General features: G+C 69.3%; 17 protein-coding genes and 1 pseudogene. 9 read left to right on the top strand and 9 right to left on the bottom strand.

The genetic code is table 11. From position 1 onward, the window contains the following. Positions 1-3: 3 nt before the first annotated feature. A complete protein-coding gene (locus MQN93_RS12310; protein WP_242709794.1) occupies positions 4-1,887 on the bottom strand; it encodes an NAD-binding protein in 1,884 nt (627 codons plus the stop codon). A 188-nt stretch (positions 1,888-2,075) separates the two neighbouring features. Between MQN93_RS12310 and MQN93_RS12305 the strand changes: the two genes are divergently transcribed. The 3 genes from MQN93_RS12305 (at position 2,076) to MQN93_RS12295 (ending at position 4,462) form a co-directional block, all read left to right on the top strand. Next, positions 2,076-3,137, top strand: coding sequence for a permease (locus MQN93_RS12305; protein ID WP_242709508.1), 1,062 nt, complete (start codon positions 2,076-2,078; stop codon positions 3,135-3,137). Beyond that, positions 3,134-3,877 (top strand): TIGR03943 family putative permease subunit, encoded by a 744-nt coding sequence (locus tag MQN93_RS12300; RefSeq protein ID WP_242709507.1) that lies wholly within the window; start codon positions 3,134-3,136, stop codon positions 3,875-3,877. Before MQN93_RS12305 ends, MQN93_RS12300 begins: the two co-directional genes overlap by 4 nt. 108 nt (positions 3,878-3,985) lie before the next feature. After that, complete coding sequence (locus MQN93_RS12295) at positions 3,986-4,462, top strand: hypothetical protein (protein WP_242709506.1); 477 nt, start codon at positions 3,986-3,988, stop codon at positions 4,460-4,462. Positions 4,463-4,686: 224 nt separating this feature from the next. On the opposite strand, the gene MQN93_RS12290 is transcribed toward MQN93_RS12295, so the two are convergent. After that, a complete protein-coding gene (locus tag MQN93_RS12290; protein WP_372504343.1) occupies positions 4,687-8,688 on the bottom strand; it encodes an nSTAND1 domain-containing NTPase in 4,002 nt (1,333 codons plus the stop codon). 434 nt (positions 8,689-9,122) lie between these two features. Between MQN93_RS12290 and MQN93_RS12285 the strand changes: the two genes are divergently transcribed. After that, on the top strand, positions 9,123-9,356 hold the full coding sequence (locus MQN93_RS12285) for a DUF8825 domain-containing protein (RefSeq protein ID WP_016437287.1): 234 nt from the start codon (positions 9,123-9,125) through the stop codon (positions 9,354-9,356). 44 nt (positions 9,357-9,400) lie between these two features. Beyond that, entirely contained in the window at positions 9,401-9,625 is a 225-nt protein-coding gene (locus MQN93_RS12280) for a hypothetical protein (protein WP_242709504.1), read from the top strand. A gap of 44 nt (positions 9,626-9,669) precedes the next feature. Here MQN93_RS12280 and MQN93_RS12275 read toward each other — a convergent pair. Both MQN93_RS12275 and MQN93_RS12270 read right to left on the bottom strand, forming a co-directional pair. Then, a pseudogene (locus MQN93_RS12275) lies at positions 9,670-11,060 on the bottom strand (FAD-binding oxidoreductase). Positions 11,061-11,140: 80 nt separating this feature from the next. Further along, entirely contained in the window at positions 11,141-11,812 is a 672-nt protein-coding gene (locus MQN93_RS12270) for a TetR/AcrR family transcriptional regulator (RefSeq protein WP_242709503.1), read from the bottom strand. 84 nt (positions 11,813-11,896) lie between these two features. On the opposite strand from MQN93_RS12270, the gene MQN93_RS12265 reads away from it, so the two are divergent. Then, positions 11,897-12,790 (top strand): alpha/beta fold hydrolase, encoded by an 894-nt coding sequence (locus tag MQN93_RS12265; RefSeq protein ID WP_242709502.1) that lies wholly within the window; start codon positions 11,897-11,899, stop codon positions 12,788-12,790. A gap of 48 nt (positions 12,791-12,838) precedes the next feature. On the opposite strand, the gene MQN93_RS12260 is transcribed toward MQN93_RS12265, so the two are convergent. Further along, on the bottom strand, positions 12,839-13,690 hold the full coding sequence (locus MQN93_RS12260) for a class I SAM-dependent methyltransferase (RefSeq protein WP_242709501.1): 852 nt from the start codon (positions 13,688-13,690) through the stop codon (positions 12,839-12,841). Positions 13,691-13,749: 59 nt separating this feature from the next. Between MQN93_RS12260 and MQN93_RS12255 the strand changes: the two genes are divergently transcribed. Beyond that, a complete protein-coding gene (locus MQN93_RS12255) occupies positions 13,750-14,427 on the top strand; it encodes a PadR family transcriptional regulator (protein ID WP_242709500.1) in 678 nt (225 codons plus the stop codon). 781 nt (positions 14,428-15,208) lie between these two features. Here MQN93_RS12255 and MQN93_RS12245 read toward each other — a convergent pair. From MQN93_RS12245 to MQN93_RS12235, 3 genes are all read right to left on the bottom strand, one after another. Continuing rightward, positions 15,209-15,556: a hypothetical protein gene (locus MQN93_RS12245; RefSeq protein WP_242709498.1), complete on the bottom strand. Its 348-nt coding sequence runs from the start codon at positions 15,554-15,556 to the stop codon at positions 15,209-15,211. Between the two features lie 713 nt (positions 15,557-16,269). Then, positions 16,270-16,458 (bottom strand): hypothetical protein, encoded by a 189-nt coding sequence (locus tag MQN93_RS12240; protein WP_242709497.1) that lies wholly within the window; start codon positions 16,456-16,458, stop codon positions 16,270-16,272. A gap of 289 nt (positions 16,459-16,747) precedes the next feature. Further along, positions 16,748-17,650, bottom strand: a complete 903-nt coding sequence (locus MQN93_RS12235) for a hypothetical protein (RefSeq protein WP_242709496.1) — start codon at positions 17,648-17,650, stop codon at positions 16,748-16,750. A 178-nt stretch (positions 17,651-17,828) separates the two neighbouring features. On the opposite strand from MQN93_RS12235, the gene MQN93_RS12230 reads away from it, so the two are divergent. Continuing rightward, complete coding sequence (locus MQN93_RS12230; protein WP_242709495.1) at positions 17,829-18,716, top strand: DUF6414 family protein; 888 nt, start codon at positions 17,829-17,831, stop codon at positions 18,714-18,716. Positions 18,717-19,074: 358 nt separating this feature from the next. On the opposite strand, the gene MQN93_RS12225 is transcribed toward MQN93_RS12230, so the two are convergent. Beyond that, positions 19,075-20,172 (bottom strand): DUF1152 domain-containing protein, encoded by a 1,098-nt coding sequence (locus tag MQN93_RS12225; protein ID WP_278190683.1) that lies wholly within the window; start codon positions 20,170-20,172, stop codon positions 19,075-19,077. Positions 20,173-20,252: 80 nt separating this feature from the next. Here MQN93_RS12225 and MQN93_RS12220 point away from each other — a divergent pair, with 80 nt between their 5' ends. Continuing rightward, a complete protein-coding gene (locus MQN93_RS12220) occupies positions 20,253-20,993 on the top strand; it encodes a GntR family transcriptional regulator (RefSeq protein WP_242709494.1) in 741 nt (246 codons plus the stop codon). Positions 20,994-21,004 lie beyond the last annotated feature (11 nt).

The following is a 21,004-nucleotide window of genomic DNA, read 5'->3' as shown; positions in this document are numbered from 1 at the left end:
GGTTCACGCCCCGGTCCGCTGCCGGGGCCTGCGCCCCAGCAGCTCGGCCAGTCCCGTCCGGGTGGCGGCCAGCACCACGCGGTCGGAGCCGCGCAGCACATACGAGTCGGGCAGGTCCCACACCAGCCCCGACCCCGGCGCGTCCTCGTACGCCTCCTCCGCCGCGGGCTCCTCCCGCCGGTCGTCCGAGGCCGCTGTGTCGAGGGCCAGCACCCGCCAGGCTCCGGGGCGGAACGCCTCCGCGACCGTCTTCCCCTCCAGCTGCGCATGCCCGCCCACCTCGACGGCGGCGAACAGCAGCACGCGCCGCTCCACCGGGATCGCGCCCAGGATCTGGCGGCCCATCATCGCTCCGGCGAACGCGGGCGCGGCCAGATGGGACACGCTGCGGCTGCGGGTGGACGCCTGGGGATGGGCGGCCCGCAGTGTCCGGTAGACGGCGGTGGCGAAGTCGTCGTCGTACAGCCGCAGTACGACCCGTAGATCGGGCCGCACGGAGCGGGCGTAGAGCACGGCTTCGAGGTTCGTCGTGTCGGCGCTGGTCACCGCGAGCAGGGCGTGCGCCCGGTTGATCTTGGCGGCCTCCAGGACGCCCTCCTGGGTGACGTCGCCGAGCACCACCGGCACCCGCAGCCGCCGTGCCGTGGCCATCCCCCGCGCCTCGGGGTCGGACTCGACGCAGACCACGGGGATCTGCAGTTCGCGCAACCGGGTCAGCACGCGCGTACCGATCTTGCCGAGCCCGAGGAGGACCACATGTCCGCCGAGCCCGCGAGGCGGTTTGCGCAGGGCGGACGTGGTGCGGAAGGTGCCCAGCGCCTCCAGCACCGCGGCCAGCAGGACCGGCAGCAGCAGCAACCCCATGAGTCCGGACAGGAGTTGCAGGACCTTGCGCCCGACGGACGCCCCGATCGCGGGGTCGTCGATGGCGAACAGGTCGAGCAGCGTCAGATAGAACGCGCTCAGCGGATGCATCCCCGTCACCAGCCACAGGGACACCGCGAGCGCGAGCACGCAGCCCGCGACACCGGCCAGCGACCAGCGCAGCCGCCGCGAGAACAGCGAGGCGAAGGCCACGGCGCCGCGGGCGGGCGGTAGTTCGGGCCCGGCGTAGGACACCTGCTCCAGGACGACGGTCCCGCGGCCGGTCGCGGCCCGCACCGCCGCCGCGTCGGGCAGCAGGTCCGGGCCCTGCTCCGGTCCCTGCTCCGGGCCGTTCTCGGTGCTGTCCGCGGACAGCACCGCCAGGGTGGCCAGGCCCGGCCGGGCCAACTGGCCGACCATCGGCGTCCGTTCCACCGCGCGCAGCATCAGCCCGTCGGTCTGGACGACCTTGCTGGTACCGGCGACGGCGGTGGCGACGAGCGCGGGTGCGGCCGTGTCCGCGTCGGACAGCACGGTGGTGGAGGCGTCGGAGCCGGAGCCGTCCCCGTCGCCCGCGGCCAACGAGGCGGCCTGGTCGAGGAGTTCCTCGATGTGCTGGCCGAGCCGGCGGTTGTAGAGCCTGAGGACCAGCCGCAGCCGGGGGTTGAGCCGGCGGGCGGTGAGGGCGGCGCGGATGTTGGTCTCGTCGTCGTCGTACACGAGCGCCAGGGCGACGGCCCGCTCCACGCCTGCCGCGCCCAGCGTCTCCTCGGTCGGCTCGGCGGCCTCCATGACCTGGGCGGTTCCCATGGGTTCGGCGGTGGTGGTGCCGCTCGCACGGCCCACGGCCGCGTTCACCACCCGGTCCAGCAGCGCCGCCGTGGTCGCCCGGGCCCGCCCGACCACCGGCATCCGCACGCCGCGCTCCGAGGGCGGGACGACGAGCGTGACCTGCTGGCCGTAGACACCGCGCAGTTCGGCGGCGAGCCGGTGCGCCAGTCCGTCGTCGCCGCACACGACCATGTGCGCGGAACCGTCGTCGCCCGGCTGCCCTTGATTCGGAACGCTCCCCACGAGGGAGAAGACTGCCTCACCGGGACAGGTGGTGCCAGCGACCGGGCGGCAGGGTCACTGAACGTTCACGGCGGTCCCGCCGTACTGAAGGGGTGGGAGACCAGCGCCCTTGTCGTACCACCGGAGGTACCTCGCACGTGGCCATCACCAAAGCAGCCCCGCCCACGGCGGACAGCCCCGAACCGGTGGCCACCCCACCCACAGGATCACCCGGGACGAAGCCTGCCGGGGCGAAGTCCGCCGACGCGAGGTCCGCCGACAGCAAGTCCCTCGCCCTGATCGTGCTGCTCCTCGTGCTGGTCGTGCTGCAGGGCCCCCTGCGCAGCGCGCTCGCCGTGCCCGTCATGCAGAGCTGGATGACGGTGTTCGTGGCCGTGCTCGTGCAGGCGCTGCCCTTCCTCGTGCTCGGCGTGCTGCTGTCGGCGGCGATCGCCGTGTTCGTATCGGCGTCGTTCTTCGCCCGCGCGCTGCCGAAGCGTCCCGCGCTCGCGGTCCCGGTCGCCGGGGTGGCGGGCGCGGTGCTGCCCGGCTGCGAGTGCGCGTCCGTGCCGGTGGCCGGGGCGCTGGTCCGGCGAGGCGTCACACCGGCCGCCGCGCTGGCCTTCCTGCTCTCCGCCCCGGCGATCAACCCGATCGTGCTGACGGCGACCGCGGTCGCCTTCCCGCGCGATCCGGAGATGGTCCTCGCCCGGTTCGTCGCCAGTCTGCTGGTGGCCTGTGTGATGGGCTGGCTGTGGCAGCGCCTCGGCCGCACCGACTGGCTGCGCCCGCCCGAGCGCCCGCACCACGAGGGCCTGGGCAAGGGCGCCGCCTTCTGGGACTCGGTGCGGCACGACGTGATGCACGCGGGCGGCTTCCTGGTCATCGGGGCGATGGCCGCGGCGACGCTCAAGGCGGTCGCCCCGGCGAGCTGGCTGCGTACGGCCGCGGACAACCCGCTGGTCGCGATCCTGGCGCTGGCCGTTCTCGCCGTACTGCTGTCGATCTGCTCGGAGGCGGACGCGTTCGTGGCGGCGTCGCTGACGCAGTTCTCGCTCACGGCCAAGCTGGCGTTCCTGGTCGTCGGGCCGATGATCGACCTGAAGCTGTTCGCGATGCAGGCGGGCACCTTCGGCCGGGGCTTCGCCCTGCGGTTCGCGCCCGCCACCTTCGCCCTCGCGATCGCGGGCGCGGTCGTGACCGGGGCGGTGCTCCTGTGAACCGGCAGGCACAGGCGGCGGTCCTGTTCCTGCTCGGCGCGGCCCTGCTGCACGCGGGCTTCACCGATCTCTATCTGCGCTACGTCAAGGCGGGACTGCAGCCGCTGTTGCTGCTGTCCGGCGCGGTGCTGATCGCGGCCGCGCTGGCGACGGTCTGGTACGAGTGGCGCGGCCGCACGAAAAGGCGTCACGACGAGGGCGTCGACCACGGGGACGGCGACGGTCACGTCCACCGCGAGCCCCGGGTCTCCTGGCTCCTCGTGCTCCCGCTCCTCGCTCTTATCCTGGTCGCCCCGCCGGCTCTCGGCTCGTACAGCGCGATGCGCACGGGTACGGCGCTGCAGCAGCCGTACGGCTACGACAAGCTGCCCGCCGCGGGTCCGCTGCACCTCACCGTGGTCGACTACGCGACGCGCGCGGTCTACGACCACGGCCGTTCCCTCAAGGGCCGCCGGCTCGACGTCACCGGCTTCGTCGCGCTGGACGGCGCAGGGCACCCCTATCTGGTCCGCATGGCCCTCAACTGCTGTGCCGCCGACGCCCAGCCGGTGAAGATCGCCCTGACCGGGAAGATCCCCCCGGTCCTGCAGCCGGACAAGTGGCTCGAGGTGACCGGCACGTACACCGCCCGCCGCACCAAGGACCCCGTCAACAACGGCCCGATCCCCTATCTGCAGGTCACCGAGGCCAAACCGGTTCCGGTGCCGAAGGACCCGTACGACGAGTCCTGGAACAAGTGAGGCCGGCCCGGCCCGTCGGATCCGCTTCCACCCCTGGCGATCTGACGACCCGTCAGTTACCGTCCCCTGCTGTGCGGCTTCCGACAGGTGAACGAAGGGGTGAACGCGGTGGAGACGACGGTACGTCCCCCAAGTCCGCAGCCGGGCGGGGCTCCTCGCTGGGTCGCGCTGTACCACCGGGCCTCCTCGGTGTCCTGGGAGGTGTGTGCCGAGTCGCCGCACCGGGCTCCCGTGCAGTACGCGCTCGGTGAGATGGCCCAGACGGTCAGGGCGCGCGGCGGCGAGTTCGCGGTGAGTCTGTGGGGTCCGAAGGACGGTGCGTGGCAGCGCTTCGACGCGACCGTCACCCGCGCGGAGACGGCCGCCCCCGCTCCAGCTCCGCCCACCGACGGCCCGAAGGAGCCCAGCGTGCTGGCCGAACGCATGGACTCCCGCCGCCGGCAGGTCCTGCTCGCCGGGTTGGGCAAGGCGGGGCTGTTCGATCTCGCGCCGGACGACGAGGCGGCCGTACAGGCGCTGGTCGAGCGGCTCGACGAGACCACGGTGCGCAGGGTCGCGCAGTGGCTGGCCGCGGCCGGCAGCTGAGGCCTTTCGGGGCCGCGGCGGACATGCGAAGGCCCGACCGCTGGCGACGGGGGATGCACCAGCGATCGGGCTGATGCCAGCGTAACAAGGCCGGGGGCGCGGCGGGAGCCGACGGCCCTGCTCCCCGCGCGGTTGTGGCCGTTCTCACGCCTCTGATTTCCGGTCAACTCGCCCTTGCCGAAGCTCAGTTGGGCGGTTGTGGTGCTTCGCGGGCGTCCCGAGCGCTAGTCACCACACGGAGGCTTGTACGAAAGCCTCGGCAGATACTCGTGCCACTTCTGTGGCGTCAGCACCCCTCGTGTCGCCGAACAGATGCGCCGGACGGCGTCGTCGGTGTCCAGATTCCACAGCCGTACGGTGTCGGTTCCGCTGGACACCCCGAGCATGTGGCTCCTGGGGCTGAAGGAAAGGAAGTTGCCGGTCTTGGCGTTGGGGCTCATCGACTGGCCGATCGGGCCCGCGTCGGAGGGGTCGGACACGTTCCACAGCCGGACCGTGTTGTCGTTGCCGCCACTGGCCAGGGTGCGGCCGCCCGGGCTGTACGTCAGCGACACGACCGCCTCGGTGTGGCCGGTGAGCGGCGAGCCCAGCCGGGTCGTCCTGGCGGGGTCGGTGAGGTCCCACAGCCGCACCGTGTCGTCGTCGCCCCCGCTGGCCAGGGTGTGGCCGTCCGGGCTGTAGGCGAGCGCGTTGACGGGACCGGAGTGCCAGCGCAGCGGTGCGCCGATCGGCGCGGTGCGCGCCGGATCGGTCACGTTCCACAGCCGGATGGTGCCGTCGGCGCTGCCGCTGGCGAGCGTATGGCCGTCCGGGCTGAAGTCGAGGGCGTTGATGTAGCCCGTGTGCCCGGTCAGCGGCGGGCCGTACGCGGTGACATGAGACGGATCGGCGACGTTCCACAGCTGGAAGGTGTGGTCGGTGTAGGCGGTGGCCAGGGTGCGCCCGTCCGGGCTGAAGGCCAGCGCGTCGGGTCCCATGAAGCGCGTCTGCAGCACCACGGGGGAGCGGTGGGCGACCGGCCGGCGCGGGTCGGCGACATTCCACAGATAGACCCTGCGGTTGCCGGTGAGCACCGCGAGCGTGCGGCCGTCGGGGGAGAACACCGTCTCCTCACCGGCGTCCGCGCTCTTGAACGGCTTGCTCAGCGCCACGGGCCGACTGGGGGTCTGCACGTCCCACAGCCGGGTCGCACCGTCGCGCCCGACAGTGGCGAGCACCTTGCCGTCCGGACGGAACCGCCCGGTGCGGCCGATCATGTCCGACGTCGGGATCGACCACAGGCGGACCTTGCCGTCCCCGCTGCCCGTCGCGAGGGTCCGGCCGTCGGGGCTGAAGCCGAGCGCGTACATCTCGCCGCTGCTGCCCGCCAACGGCTCGCCGACCTGCGAGGGATACGCCGGATCGCTCACGTTCCACAGGCTCGCCGTGCTGTCCGCGCTCGCCGCGGCCAGCTGCTCCCCGTCCGGGCTGAAGGCCACCGACCAGATGGGGCCGGTGTGACCCGTCAGCGGCGTGCCGATCGGCGCGGCGTGCGCCCGGTCGCGCACGTTCCACAGCCGTACGGTGTCGTCCGCGCTGCCGCTGGCGAGCGTGTCGCCGTCGGGGCTGAAGGCCACGGAGTGCACCAGATCCATGTGGCCCTTCAGCGGCGTGCCGATCCGGGTGGCGTGCGCCGGGTCGGACACGTTCCACAGCCGTACGGTGTCGTCGTCGCCGCCCGTCGCCAGCGTCCGGCCGTCGGGGCTGAACGCGACGGAGCGCACGGCGGCGGTGTGGCCCCTGAGGGTGTCGAGCGCCTTGGGCCGGGCCGGGTCCGTCACGTTCCACAGACGCGCGGTGTGGTCCTCGCCGACGGAGGCCAGGGTGTGCCCGTCCGGGCTGAAGGCGATCAGATAGATCGTGCCCGTGTGGCCGGTCACCGGCGTGCCGAGCGCCTTCGGATGCGCCGGGTCCCGTACGTCCCACAGCCGGATCGTGCCGTCGTCGCCCGCGCTGGCGAGCGTGTGGCCGTCGGGACTGAAGACCGCGCTGCTCACCCAGCTCGTATGGCCGGTGAGGGGCTTGCCGAGCGCCTTGGGGCGGCTGCGGTCGCTCACGTCCCACAGCCGGACCGTCCGGTCGTAGCTGGCCGTGGCCAGGAGCTTTCCGTCGGGGCTGAACGAGGTGAGGTAGACGGCGCCGGTGTGCCCGGACAGCGGGGTGGCCAGCGGCGCGTTCACGATCGAGACCAGCCGGCTGCCGGCGTCCTTGTTGTCCGGCCGCAGCCGGTGCGCCACCAGGTCGAGCTGGGCGGACATCGACGGGTCGCTGTACTGGACGCGGTCGGCCTCCGCGACCACCTGCTCGAACACGGCGTCGTTGCGCTGCTGCCAGGCGACGACCGCCGCGCCGACCGCCAGCACCGCCAGCACGACCAGGGCCGAGACCGCGGCGCGGCTGATCCACACCGTGCGCCTGCGCAGCCTGACCGCCGCGGCCAGGAACTCCACCGCGCTGCGGGTCAGAAAGGTGTCGACGCCGTCGCCCGCGGACTTCGCCCAGGTGTGCGCCTGCTCCAGCCGCGACCCCCGGTACAGCAGCGAGGAGTCACGGTCCGAGCCCTCCCAGGCCCGGCCGTCCTCCTCCAGGCGCTGACGCAGCAGATTGCCGTTGCGGTCCTCGTCGATCCAGTCGCGCAGCCGCGGCCAGGCATGCAGCAGCGCCTCGTGGGTGATCTCCACGGTCTCCGCGTCCAGCGTCACCAGCCGGGCGCGGACCAGCGCCTCCAGCGACTCCTCCGTCTTGTCCGGGTTGGTCGACTCGTCCGCCAGCTGACGCCGGGTCCCCCTGCGCCGGGTGGCCTGGGTGTCCTCGCCCAGCCGGACCAGACGCAGCAGGAGCAGCCGCGCCGCCGTGCGCGCAGGCGGGTCCAGGCTGGACCAGGCACGCTCGGCGGTCGCGGCGACCGCGCCCTGGATCCCGCCCGCGGCCCGGTAGCCCGCCAGCGTCAGGCGGCCCGCCTTGCGCCGCTGCCAGGTGGCCAGCAGCGCGTGGGACAGCAGTGGCAGCACGCCGGCGTCGTGCGCCCCGCGGGGCCCGTCGGCGCTCACCTCCCGGACGATCAGCTCCGCGAGCCCCGGTTCGAGCTCAAGACCCACGGCCTTGGCGGGACCGGTGACCGCCTCGCGCAGCTCCGCCGTGGTCAGCGGGCCCAGCACCATATGGCGGTGCTGCAGTGCGTCGGCCAGTTCGGGGTGGGCGAGGCACTGCTCGTAGAAGTCGGCGCGGATGCCGAGGACCACGAGCACGGGGGCCTGCTCGTCCGGTGCCGCGGGAGTGCACGCGGCGTGCAGGACCTGGACGTATCGCCGCCGGACCGTTTCGTCGGCGCAGAGGGTGAAGGCCTCCTCGAACTGGTCCACGATGACGACGGGGCGCGCGCCCGCCGGCGTCTCGCTGTCGGCCCACTCCCGGACGGCGTCCTGCACGGCGCCGGTGAACCGCTCGGCGTCCGCCTCCCCCTCGTCCTTGGGCGCGGACAGGACGGGGGCGAGCGGGGGGATCCGCCGGGCCAGCTCCTTGACCGGGTCCGCCCCCGGTACGAGCTGCAGCACGGCCCGCGGCTTGGCGTCGTCGCCGAGCGCGCCGTCCTGCACCGCCGTCACGAGACCGGCGTTCAGCAGGGAGGACTTGCCCGCTCCGGAGGCGCCGACGAGCATGACCAGGCCGCCGGTGCGCTCGGCCGCGAGGATCTGCTCGACCAGGGCGTTGGTGCTCCGCTCCCGGCCGAAGAACCACCGGGCGTCCTCCTGCCGGTAGGACGCGAGCCCGCGGTACGGACACACACTGGGAACGGCCGGGACCTCGCCCGGTGGTGTCTCCTCCGGGTCCGCGGCCGCCGCGGAACGCTCGCCCGCCGGGTCGGCCACGGCGTGCTCCCACAGGCGCTGCCAGTGCCCCATGTCGTACAGTCCGGCGGAGACGGGTGCGGGCTGGGCACGCCGGGCCTGGGGGATCAGTACGTGCAGCACCGCCGCGAGGGCGGCGAACTGGGCCGGTACGTTCTTGGCCCGCCGCCAGTCGCTGATCCGCTGGGCGGAGACCCGTACGGGCCGCCCCCGCTCGTCCACCCGCTGCAGTTGTACGACGGCCTCGGCGACGCGCGCGAGGGGCGGGTTGCCGGCCTCCTTGTACAGCAGCGCGAGGCGCTCCGCGAAGGCCGTACGTGCCCCAGAGTCGGAACCCACGGCCTGCACTCCCTACTTCCCCCGCGTTGAACATCCGGACCGGAAAACTCACTTTATACGGCTGACCTGCGGATTAAGTCTCCGGACCGGAGCCGCAATCTCCTCAGCGGAGGCCTCAGCTGGCAGGATCACGACGCACGGGGCGTACCGCCGCCCGCCGTCCGCGCAGGCCATCGGCTCAGCGCCCGCAGACACAGTCCACGACGCCGACGGTTCTCGGTCAGCTTCTGTTGCCGAACATTCGGCGCCGGTGTCTTCGCAACGCCGCTCGAGTCCGACAGGCCGCCCGCACCGTTCGGCGCCGGTCCCCACGAGGGGAGGGACCGGAGCCGAACGCCGCGGTGCGTTTGCGGGATGTTCCTCTCCAGCCGCCATCAGTGGGTGCCGTGTGGCGTCGATGGACTCAAAAATCGAACACATGCTTGAATTCGGTCATGCGATCGTTCCCCGCAGACCTCACCCGGACCCAGCAGGAATGGAACGCCACCTACCGGCAGCTCGCCGAGCGCCCCGGCCGCACCGAACTGCGCCGGCGCCTGTACCGGCTGTCATCGCGGCTCTTCTTCCACCCCTACTGGCAGCATCGGCGCCCGACCCCCGGGGCCTGGTGGGAACTGCGCGCCCTGGGGCGGCCGGACCCGGACGCGCCTGAGCGGCCGTACCGATGACGCGCTGGAATGCGGGACCGCACGTCCCGGCCGATCCTGAGGACATGTCCGGACCGATTCGCGTGATCGTGCACCCGCCGTCCCCCTCCGGCGGCCGGCGCGTACGCGTCGACGGCGAGATCCTCGGCCTGGCCCACAACCTCGTGGACGTCGCCGAGTTCCTCCGCCGCGCGGGCCTGGACGTCGACCCGGCGGAGCTGCCGCACTCCGCCTGGATCGACTGGCGGGGGGTCGGGCCGGAGCAGTGGGGGCCGGAACCACCGGTCTGACGCCGTCCGGTGCTCGGCCGGGAGCCTCCGGCCGGGAGCCCCGGTCAGGCGGCAGCCGGAGCGATGTTCTGGTTGTGGCGGAAGAAGTTGTCCGGGTCGTACGTCCGCTTCACCCGGGCCAGGCGGTCGTAGTGCCCTCGGTAGGTGGCACGGACACGGTCCTGGCCCTCGTCCGCGCCGAGGAAGTTCACATACCCCCCGCCCATCGAGTACGGGTGCAGCGCGCTCCAGTAGTCCACGCACCAGCTCCGCACCAGATCCGCCTCGCCCGGCTCCGGGCTGATGCCGCCGAACGCACCGGACCAGACCGCGTCCCTCCACGCCCACGCCGTGTCGTCCGCACCCACGCGCGATCCCGCCGCGTCGACGGGATACAGATGCATCGTCGACAGGTCCGTCGGGATGCCTTCCAGGAACTTCGCGTGCACGTCGATCGCGCCGTCCGGTATCGCGTCGAACAGGTCACCCCGCCAGTACCACTGCAGCCCCTTCGGGATGAGGTGGTCGAACAGCGACTGCAGGGCCGGGAACGGGACCGGCGCGGTGAAGTGGAAGGCCGGCGGGGCCGGTTCGTTCACCACGGCGAACGCCTCGGCCAGGCGCTCCTCGTCCGCCGTCCCCGAGTGGCACCACACGACCGCGCACATCTTCCGCCCATGGGTCTCCTCCGGGAACGGCGGCTCGGACGGCACGACCAGCACCGCGAAGAACCCGTACAGTTCCTCCGGCGCCCCCGGCAGGAACTCCCGGTACCAGCGCAGTACGTCCCCGATGTGCTCCGGCGACCACAGCGTCACCGCCAGCCCCACCATGTCCACCGGCTGGAGCCGGAAGGCGAAGGAGGTCGCCACACCGAAGTTGCCGCCCCCGCCGCGCAGCGCCCAGAACAGGTCCGGGTGCTCCCGCTCCGACGCCGTGACGACACTGCCGTCCGCGAGCACCACGTCCACCGCGAGCAGGTTGTCGATGGACAGCCCGTACCTGCGGGTCAGATAGCCGTGCCCGCCGCCCAGGGTCAGCCCGGCGACCCCCGTGGTCGACATGATTCCGGCCGGGGCGGCGAGCCCGAACCCGTGCGTCTCGTGGTCGAGGTCCCCGAGCTGCGCCCCGCCGCCCACCCGGGCCGTACGGGCCGCGGGGCCACATGCACCCAGCGCATGCCCGACAGGTCCAGCGTCAGGGCCTCGTCCGCGACGCAGAGACCGCAGGCGCTGTGGCCCCCGCCCCGGACCGTCATCTCCAGACCGTTGTCACGTGCGTAGCGGACCGTCGCCCTGACGTCCGCCACGTCGGCGCATCGCGCGATCCCGGACGGACGCCGGTCGATCATCGCGTTGTAGATCTGCCGGGCCTCTTCGTACGCGCCCCGGTCCTCGGGCCCGATCACCTCGCCACGCAGGGCCTCGCGCAGATCCCCCCATCCTGTGGCGTTCATGGCCCGCCTCCTCGACTTCCATCGTGTTTCCGATTTCAGTCTCTGCCTGCCAACACGGCCCCGCATCCCGCTGGTTGGAGTCAGCCCAGCACCCCGGTGAGAGCACGGGTGAGTACGGTGGCGAACCGGTCGTGGGAGGTCTGTTCGGGCCGGGTGGCGGCGAGCATCGCGGCGATGCGGGGGTGGGTGCCTGCGGTGGCCGCGTGATGCAGATAGGCGATTTGGCGCTGGGCACCGGGGTCCGACGCGGCCAGTTCATTCTGGACGAACAGCGCGGTCAGCGCGTTCAGCACGGCGAATGCCTCGAGCTTGTGGGCGGGCTCAGCCGGATGATCGGCGAGTACGTCGAGCAGGTGCTCGAGCAGGTCGATCCCGTGCGGGCCGAGGGCAGGACGCGTGACGACCAGGATCGGCAGCCAGGGGTGGCGTCGCATGATCCGCCGGGCCTGCTGAGCGATCTCCAGGAGGCCCGCCTGCCAGTCGCCGCTCGGCGCGGGCAGGTCGTATTCGCCGGCCGTGCTGTCGATCATCAGGTCGAGCACGTCGTCGCGGGTGGACACATAGCGGTAGAGCGAGGCGGCACCGGTGCCCAGGGTCGCGGCGAGGCGGCGCATGGAGACGGCGTCCAGGCCCTCCCGGTCGGCCAGTTCCACTGCGGCGGCGGTGATTTCGGCGCGACTGCGCTCGGCCGGACGTCCGACCGGCGCCTGTTCCGGCCGTAGCCAGATCACTGGTTCCTGCTCTCCCGCCACTGTCACCTCCTGCGTTGCCGCCACACTACCCTTCCGAGTACGGTGTTCGCGAACGACGTTCGCGATCGATCAAGGGGAGTCGCCATGCAGCGCTTCGCGTACAACGGCCAGATCCAGATAGCCTTCGAGGACCTCGGCGGCGCGGGCGGTGACCCGCTGCTCCTGCTGATGGGACTGGGGACGTCGCGCTTCTGGTGGCCAAGCAGGCTAGTGGAGGAACTGGTCCACCGCGGCTTCCACGTCGTGGCCTACGACCACCGCGACGCCGGCGAGTCCACGCACCTGCCCGACCGGCGTGAGGGCTCGCCGTTCGCAGCCCTGCTGCGCCACGCGCCCCCGGCCTACAGCGCCGAGGATCTGACCGACGATGCGGTCGCCGTACTCGACGCGCTCGGCTGGGAGCGCGCCCACCTGTTCGGCCACTCCATGGGCGGGCTCGTGGCGCAGCGCATCGCGATCCGTCACCCACAACGCGTGCACACCCTCACTACGTCCGCGGCCGTGCCCAGCGACGCCAAGGGGCTGGCGGTCCTGCGCTACCTGCGCCTGGCGTCCGTGGCCCGTTTCGCCAGGTTGCGTCACCCCGACACCCCGCAGGGCAACCTGGCCCTGGCCACGGCCGTCGCGCGCATCCTGGCCGCACCCGGCCAGAGCATCGACGAGGACGACGTGCGCGAGTTCGTGGACAGAGAGGCCGCGCACCAGGTCGCTGCCTTCCGCGACCGGAAAGCACAGAGCCGCCAGATCGGCGCGAAATGGCACGGCGGTCCGCTCGCCGACATCACCGCACCCACCCTGGTGCTGCACGGACAACAAGACCCACTGCTCCGCGTATCCGCCGCCCACGCCATCGCCGCAGCCATCCCCGGCGCCCGCCTGCGCACCCTGCCAGACGTCGGCCACTTCCTCTCCCAGGACACCTGGTCCACATACGCCGACGAACTACGCGCACTCGTTCCCTCAAATCCGGAGAGGTAGTTGACCCCGTCGGCGAGTGCGCGCAACACGGCCCCGCATCCCCCGTGTTCAGGTGCGTGACGCGGTGATCAGCCAGGTGGCCGAGGGGTAGAGCACACCGTCGGGTGTCTCGTGGGCTCGCAGGGTCGCGCGCAGATCGGCAAGGGCCCGCTCGCGGCCGGTGTCGTCGAGGTCCGTCAGCATCCAGCCGAGCAGTCCGGTGACGAAGTGGTATGCGTCGTCGGCTCCCGCTCCGAAGTGCATGGGAGCGGTGAGCGGTTCGCAGGCCACGTCGGCGAACCCGGCGCCGGCGAGCAGAGGACGTACCCGATCGGGGTCGGACAGGGCGAACGGCCCGGGCGCCTGCGGCGGTGGCGCGGGCAGGTCCCGGCCCGCTGCCATGCCCGCCGTCAGGGCCAGGAACCAGTCGTTGCGCGACGGCGGCTGCCAGACCAGTTGCACCAGACGGCCGCCGGGCCGCACGGCTCGGGCGATGTTGCGGAACGCGGCGGCACGGTCGGCGAAGAACATGGTTCCGGTGCGGCTGACCGCGAGGTCGAACTCCCGCTCCGCAAAGGGGTGGATCTGGGCGTCGGCCTGCTCGAACTCCGCGTTGGCGAGCCCTTCGGCCGCGGCCCTTCGCCGGGCCGATCGCAGCATCGCAGCCGACAGATCCACACCGAGCGCACGGCCCGCCGGCGCCCTGCGCGCGGCCTCGCGGGTGATCTCGCCCGTGCCGCACCCGATGTCGAGTACGTGGTCGGCCGGGCCGATCGCCGCGGCCTCGAAGAAGGGTGTCCGGTAGCCACGCAGCGCAAGATCGAACTGGTCGGCGTGCTCGGCCCAGTAGGCGCCCTCGTCACCGTCCCAGGCCCGAGCCTGCTCGGTGTTCGAAGGGGCGACCTGCAGTGTCCTGGTCATCTCGACCACCGCCCTATACTCCCAAAGGGACTATTCCGGCTTATCTCCCAGAGGTGGCGATGTCAAGGCAACCCAGGCAACCCAGGCGACCCACGTTCACCACGACGTCCTACGCGATCCTCGGACTGCTGGCGGTGCGCCCATGGAGCACGTACGAACTGGCCCGGCACATGGACCGCAGCCTCGGCCGGATCTGGCCCAGGGCACAGAGCAAGATCTACGAGGAGCCCAAGAAACTGGCCCGGCACGGTCTGGCCCGCGCCGAACAGCAGCCGGTGGGCCGACGCCCCCGCACCGTCTACGCCATCACTCCCGAGGGCCGCGACGCGCTCGCGACCTGGCTCCACGAGCCCGGCGCCGGGCCGGCCCTGGAGTCGGAACAGCTCCTGAAGGTCTTCTTCGCCGACTCCGGCAGCACGGCCGACACCCGGGCCACCCTGCGCGCGGCCCGGGCCTGGGCCGTAGAACGCAACCAGGACAACCTCGCCGCGGCCCGCGCCTACGCGGCCGGCGAAGGGGCCTTCCCCCAACGGGCCGCGCAGACCCTGCTGGTCGGCCGCTTCCTCACGGACTACTACCGACTGGTCGCCGAGTGGGCCGACTGGGCGTCCACACTCGTCGCCCAGTGGCCCGACGAGCCGCACAACGCCACCGCCGACCCGGCCGAACTGACGGAAACAGCCCGCCGCGCCGCATGGAGCGAGCCCGACACCGGGCCGGACCCTCGCACCGCCTGAACCAACGACAGAGGGCAGATACGAAGTTACGTACCTGCCCTCTGACCAGCGTCGGGGTGGCGGGATTTGAACCCACGACCTCTTCGTCCCGAACTTTCGGCTGGGTGGTCAGTGAGGTCATGTGGGCTGGTCGGTCGGCCACCGATAGCTGTTGTCGGTCGACGCCGGACGCGGTGGTTGCTGTACTTCGCTGCTGTACAGCAGGATCCCAACCGGGGTGAGGCCATGGAGCGAGAACAGCTCGAACGATTGCTGACGGGGGGTGGTGACGAAACGTCGGCGGCGGCCCTGTCTGCTCTCTATGGCGGCGCTTCTCACGTGGTCTGGGATGGAACGACGTCAGCCGAGTCGCTGGCGACTATCTACGGACGTCGGCTCCGTCTCACTCTTCGGAGAGGCACCGAGACGACGGGCTTGGCGCGGGCCGTACAACGCTTGGACCAATACGGCAGACCGGTTCGACTGGGCCAGATCAGGACTGCCGACGGATCGTGGGTCTTCATGCTCTTTCTCGACGAGGACGGCAACACGCTGGTGGCCTGCACCGGTGTCCGACAGACCCAACCGGGCCCACCACGACCAGGAACCTGCTGAAACACACCACCGCCAACACGCTTTCCAACTGTGTTGGTGGGGCTAAGGGCTGTGTGCAGGGGCGTTCACCTGGGTTCATAGGCGGCCAGCCGCATGCTCGCCATCAACTCCCGGTCCGTCCTGAACGGCGGTGAACCGTGCTGAATGAGACGGAAACTGAGACGGGCAGGCATCGCTGTCGCCCTGGTCACGGACTTGGTGTCGTGTCGTCGAAGTAGCCGAGGAGTTGACCACACGGTGCCCAGCGGTCCCGCGGGATGGTGCCCTGGGCATCGGCTTCAGTACAGGCGCTTGGCGTGGGCAGGCTCGACAGGCTGTCTTCGATGACGCTGTCCGGGATGGTGTCAGAGACGTCGGGCTGTTCGATTTGCGTCTCTGTGACCGTGACGGTGGGTGCCGGGCCGGGCTTACCGTGCGAAACGCCAAGGAGGAACGAAATGCCGCCGAGGAACATGACGAAGCCCATGGCAGCGAGGAACAGCCACCAGACAGCAACGAGCAGGCTGGGTTCCGCTGATGGCCGACGAGTCACCATGGCTCATCATCTCGCCCGTGCGCGGTCTGAGTGTCGGTTTCAGCGACACCCATAGTGTTCTGGCTCATGCAGCCTCGGGTCAGAGCCCTGAGCTGAGGTGACTTACGGGCGATTGCTCGGCTGACCTGGGGGACCTTGCGAGCATCCGATCCCTTGTCGGGCTAGTACCCGGTGTTCCCCGTGGTTCCCCGCACGATCTGGCACGCGCCTGGCACGACCAGGAGCAGGGACTAGGTTCTTCCGTCACGAAGGTGATCGAACCTTGTCGACGAGCAACCGCCACAGTCTCCAGAGCCAGCCACGTCGTTGAGGTCTGGAGGTCGGCCGGCGAAGCTTCGGCGCCCAGACTCGCCCACTGCCACCATGTTGATGGCAGTAGCCGTTCCACCCTGCTGCGTTTCTGCACGCTTGCCCTCGCCGTGTCACTCCTGCGCAACGCCTCATGAGCGGAGTGTGGCAGGAGCAACGAGAGCTGAGGGCCGGTCGACGGCAACTCGTGAGAGCGTCGTCGTTGGCCACTGACAAGTGGCCTCGGACAGCTGAGACACAGCCGGTCATTACGCCTGGGCTACGCTGCATCAGCGACACTCGGATATCAGGGGGATCAATTGGCCGGGCTCATACCCTGGATCGCGCCAACGTTCGCGCTCGCCGGTGTGGCAGTCGGCGCCTTCCTCAACCCCTGGGGAACTCGTCGTCAATCCTGGCAGACCTCACGCCGTGAGGCCTTTGATCGAGCCATTGCTGCCGTCAAGGCAGCAGACTTGGCTCGGCACTACCCGCGACACGTTGATCCGGGTGAACTGGGGCCCGACCGTCAACGAGCAGACGAGTTCAATGCGCAGCTTGCCATCCGAGGGTTCGAGCGACTGGCCGATGCCATGCACGAGATGCGTCGGCAACTAGCAGCTCTTGCGCCCTACTTCGAGCCGGAGTGGGACGCGAACCAGTGGCCGATCACGGACGAAGCGGCAGCGTCGCTCTTGACTCAACTGAAACGAGAGCGAAGCAGTCTCCCCCTGCGTACCAGGTACCGGGCCATTACGCAGTAAACCGTCTGCCCGCATACTGAGGGTGCGATCAGTTCCGCTGACGGCAGCTGTTGATTGCGGTGCCCTACCTGCCTCGTTCGAGCCCGCGAGCGGCAGCTTCCCTCTCAAAGCTTCTCGCTTTGGCAGCCGTCAGAGCATGTCATCCTGAAATCGCGCTCACGGCCTGCTCACCTAGCGCTGTGACGATTCCCCCCAGCGCGCTTCCAGCGGCAGGCGTCACTGCAGCGACGAGCCGGTCAGTCAGGCGCCGTAGGCGCCCCCTTTCCGGGGCATCGCTCTGTGCTTCGGATTCCAACTCCTGTGCGGCCTCTTGCACCTCGATCTGCTCAGCTTCGTCGAGTCCGTAGGACGGAATTCCTTCACGAGCGACAGTCGCGAAGTGAACGAGTTGGGCAAGCACTGCTGGCTCAATGCCGGATGTATTGTTCTGGGTGAAGTCGGTTTGCGTCCCAACAACAACGTTTTGCGAGCCATCAATCCGCACATTAAACGTTGGACCGTTGGACGTCGGCGGGTTCAAGAATTCAGACACCGTCTTCTCGCTTTCTGCACAATCCACCCCCTTGGGGGTGAGAACTGGCCGTATGAGATGTTCCGATTGGTCTAGTCTCATGCCGTCGATGAGCCCTGCTGTCTGCAAATAGTCAACGGCCAGGACAATCTCGCGATCACTAAAGGGCTGTCCGATGTAAGCTGCCTGATCGGAGACTTTGAAAACCTCTGTACTATCTGGCCCGCCACCGTGAAGATAGTGACTATACAGCCAATGTATCAATCGTAGGCGCAAAGCGGCCATTCGAGCAGGACCATTGCTTCTTAGTGCGCGCAAGTTAGACACTTGGTCAATACCGAATCCGGTGATTCTGTAGTCGTCGGCGACAGACGCCAATTCAATCAGACCGGAGTCTTGCAGTTTTCGCGCCGCAGAACCCGCGGTGTCACGGTCGAAGACCGACCAAACGTCTACGGGCTTTGCAAGATCACCTTCCGCTTTGTCGTAGATGTACTCCAAGAGGGTCAGTTCATCATCAGTAAGAGCCACGTGTGTACTCTACTGCGGCTCCCGCCAGATCGTCGCGAGTTGCCCGTGTGCGACGTGGCCGAGGTGAAGCCGCGGGTTGCAGCCGCCGTAGGCATTGGCCAAAGCTTGACATTCCATGCAGTCAGGTCTATTTGAAGTGAACTGACAGAAGCTCTCGGTGAGGGTCGTGGTAGGTGTCATGGAAAAGACGCAAGCTAGAGTGCGTGAGTACCTTTACGTTGATGTGCCAAGGGTCCGGACGCTTCTCGCTCAACTCGCTCTCGGGCTTCCGCAAGAGCGGCGGTCGGATCGAACTCGCCAGTGGAGCGCGTCGCTCACTGGAATTGAAGGCCAGCATCACGAGGAGGGTTCAAGCGACCAGGAAGTGCGGTCATTGGCAGACCTGCACGTTGCCATGCTGGAAGACGACGCGGAATTCGCACGAATGCTGGCTGACGTTACTGAGGTATCAAAAAAGCCGAAGAACTGGAATCGTGGCCGCATACACAAGGCCCTAAACCTTGGCTCGCTCATCAGGATCACTGGTCCGACGAGCTTCATCTACCCGGCCTCATTCGCGAAATCCGTTACCGCTTTTGACGTCTTCAGTGATGACAAAACTTTCTCCACTGAGGTAACGCAAATCGTTAAAGCGATGTATGGCGAACATCTAACTCTGCGCGTTTTCCCATGCGGGGAGGGTGAGCGCGAGTATCAATTTTCCGGTGTTATTTCCGACGCGGGCGGTTACCTAGCGGGAGAGAAATCGGTTCTATTCTCTCGCCTGGGGGCGGATTTGCAAAACTGGACAACCCTAGCGACAGTTAGTCGGATTCCAGAGCGCGATCACATGTCCCCTACTGTCCGCCTTGAGCAGGTCATGGGCGAACTCCAGCAGGCCTTTTCGCGCAGGGAGGAGGTGAATCGTCAAATCCTCGAAAAGATGATCCAAGAGACGAGTAGGGCCATTGAAGGGATGGGGTTTACCGAGGCTCCAGTTTGGCCTGCCATTTCAATCATCCCTATTGCCATCTACCGTGAAGTGGTTCCCTCAATTATTGGGCCCGAACTGGAAGCAGAGGACTGACTGCACCCAATGGTGATCCAGGTCGGCGTAGCGGCTTTGGGCTGGAGCTGCTTTGGCGCGAGTGATCATGGCCCCGTAAGCTTCCGGCGCGTCGGGCAGTCTGTGGACCTGCCCGGTAAAGCACGACGTTGGGGCCATGATCTTCGAGGCTCGCGCCAAAGTGGCTGCGTAAAGCCGTGGAGCCGACCGCCCCAGCCACGACGTACTCCTTTTCTGGCATCAGGCGGCTGATTGCTGGGAGCGCGGCACGGGCGCCGGCCGGGCTGGAGCGGGGCGGAGACAGGAGCGCAGGCCCGGCCGGGGGCCGGGCCGCGCGCGGCGAGCGGAGCGAGCCGACTTGAACCCGTGAAGAAGGTTGTTACTCAGGTCGTGTCGTGATGTGCCACAAGGGCGCGTCGTACTGCTCCGGGCGGCTGTTAATCAGCAGTTCGCGTAGGTCTTGGCGCTGAGTGCCGTTGAGGTTCAGGGCCTCCGTGAGGTGGCGGAACGTCGTGTGCGTGACTCCGCGGTTGCGGGCGTGGGCTTCGAACTGTTCCAGCTCGGCCAGAACTGCCTTCGGGTCCAGCTCTGTCGGCGGTTGGTCCTTGAGCCAGGCGGCCTTGTTGCGTTCATAGTCGATCTCCGAGTAACCGCAGATTTCGCGGCTGTGGGTCTCGACCTCGTCCAGAGTCGTCGTCGTCACGGCTGCGCGGGCCAGCTCGTTCCGGCTCAGTGCCTCGTCCAAGTCGACCTGGTGGACGGTGGGCCCTTCGTCCGTGAGCGGTACGGGGAGGCCTGCGTCGCGTACTTTGCAGGTGCCGCGGACGCCTCGGGCCGTCGCTGCGAGCATCGCCGTTGCTTCGGAGGGGTGCCACTCCAGGACCGAGCTGACCGGCTCGGTGTCCTTCGTCGTGAAGGTGTGGACGAGTGGGCCGAGTATGCCGCGCAGGTCGTCGAGCGGGAGTTCGCCGTCAAGGCCGGGGCCCGCAACCAAGAGGCGTATGGGCGCGTCCAGTTGGCAGCATGCCGCCAGTGTGAGGGCATCGGCGAGTGGGCTCTTCAGCGTGGGCTCGTCGCCGCGGGCCAGGATGTCGCCGCCCACGTCCAGGAGGTCGATCGACTCGGGCTCCAAGTGGCCAACCAGCTCTTCCAGTTGGCGCGTCACGCCCTCGGCGCCGTGGTGCGGGTCCAGCAGAGCGAAGGTGTGCGGGAGCTCTGCCGCGAGCCGGGGGAGCGTTGATCCCGCCGGTGGGACCGGGCGGGCGTCCGCCGGCACCGACCAGACGGCGGGGGTCAGGGGTTCGAGACCCGTGAAGTTCTCGGCGCCCCGGGGCCCTGGTACCGGGTCGATGAGCAGGCGGTCCCACGCGTACGTGAGGATCACCGCCTGGTCGTCGTCGCCGTAGAGGGCGGCGTCAAGCATTGCGGCGGCGACTGCGTCGCCCCCTCCTCCTGCTGCGACGATCAACCGCGTCATGTGCCCAAGGTTACGGGTTCGGATATTGGCCACTCACCCTATAGTGGCTAGAGGCCATAGCCACTTGGACAGGAGAGAACATGCCACAGATCGAGGAGGCTCAGCCGAAGTATCTCCAGATCGCGCACTTCATTCGTGATCAGATTCTTCGGGGCGACCTGAAGCCGGGGGACGAGGTTCCCTCGGAACGCCAACTCGCCGCGGACTGGAGGGTGTCCAGGCCGACGGCCGCACGGTCGCTCGAAGCGCTGAGCCATCAGGGGCTGGTCGAGAAGCGCCAGGGATCAGGCACGTACGTGCGGAGCCTGGAGGTCAATCGGCGGGCGCGTGAGCTGTACGGCCGGGCGCGGCAGACCGGCAAGATCTACACGCCGGGTGAGTACGCCGTGATCACGTCTGCTGGCTGGTTGGAGGCGCCGGACTATGTCGCTGAGGCGTTGGGCCTGGTGCGGGACCGTCGGGCCGTTCACCGCCGACGCGTGACCAACAACCAGGACGGGCCTACCACCTTGTCCACCTCGTGGTTCGCTCCGGACGTCGGTGAGCGGGCACCGAAGCTCATGGACCCCGAGCGGATCCAGGAGGGAACCCTGATGTATGTCGAGCAGATGACGGGACGTCAGGGAAGCTACGCCGGAGATCGCATGTGTGCTCGGGCCGCGACCGCGGAAGAGGCCGAAGACCTCCAACTGGAGGCCGAGTCGGCCGTGTTGGTGGTCCATCACGTCGTCTACGACCTTCAGGACCGTCCGCTGGAGTTCGCCGAAGCCACGTACCCGCCGCATCGTTGGGCGTTCGAGCAGGGCTACCCGCTCGCCTGACTGCGGGCAGT

The organism is Streptomyces spinosisporus, assembly GCF_022698145.1.
GTDB classification, from domain to species: Bacteria; Actinomycetota; Actinomycetes; order Streptomycetales; family Streptomycetaceae; genus Streptomyces; species Streptomyces spinosisporus.
The sequence above is the reverse complement of the archived record's forward strand: the minus strand, read 5'-3'. Positions and strand labels throughout refer to the sequence as shown.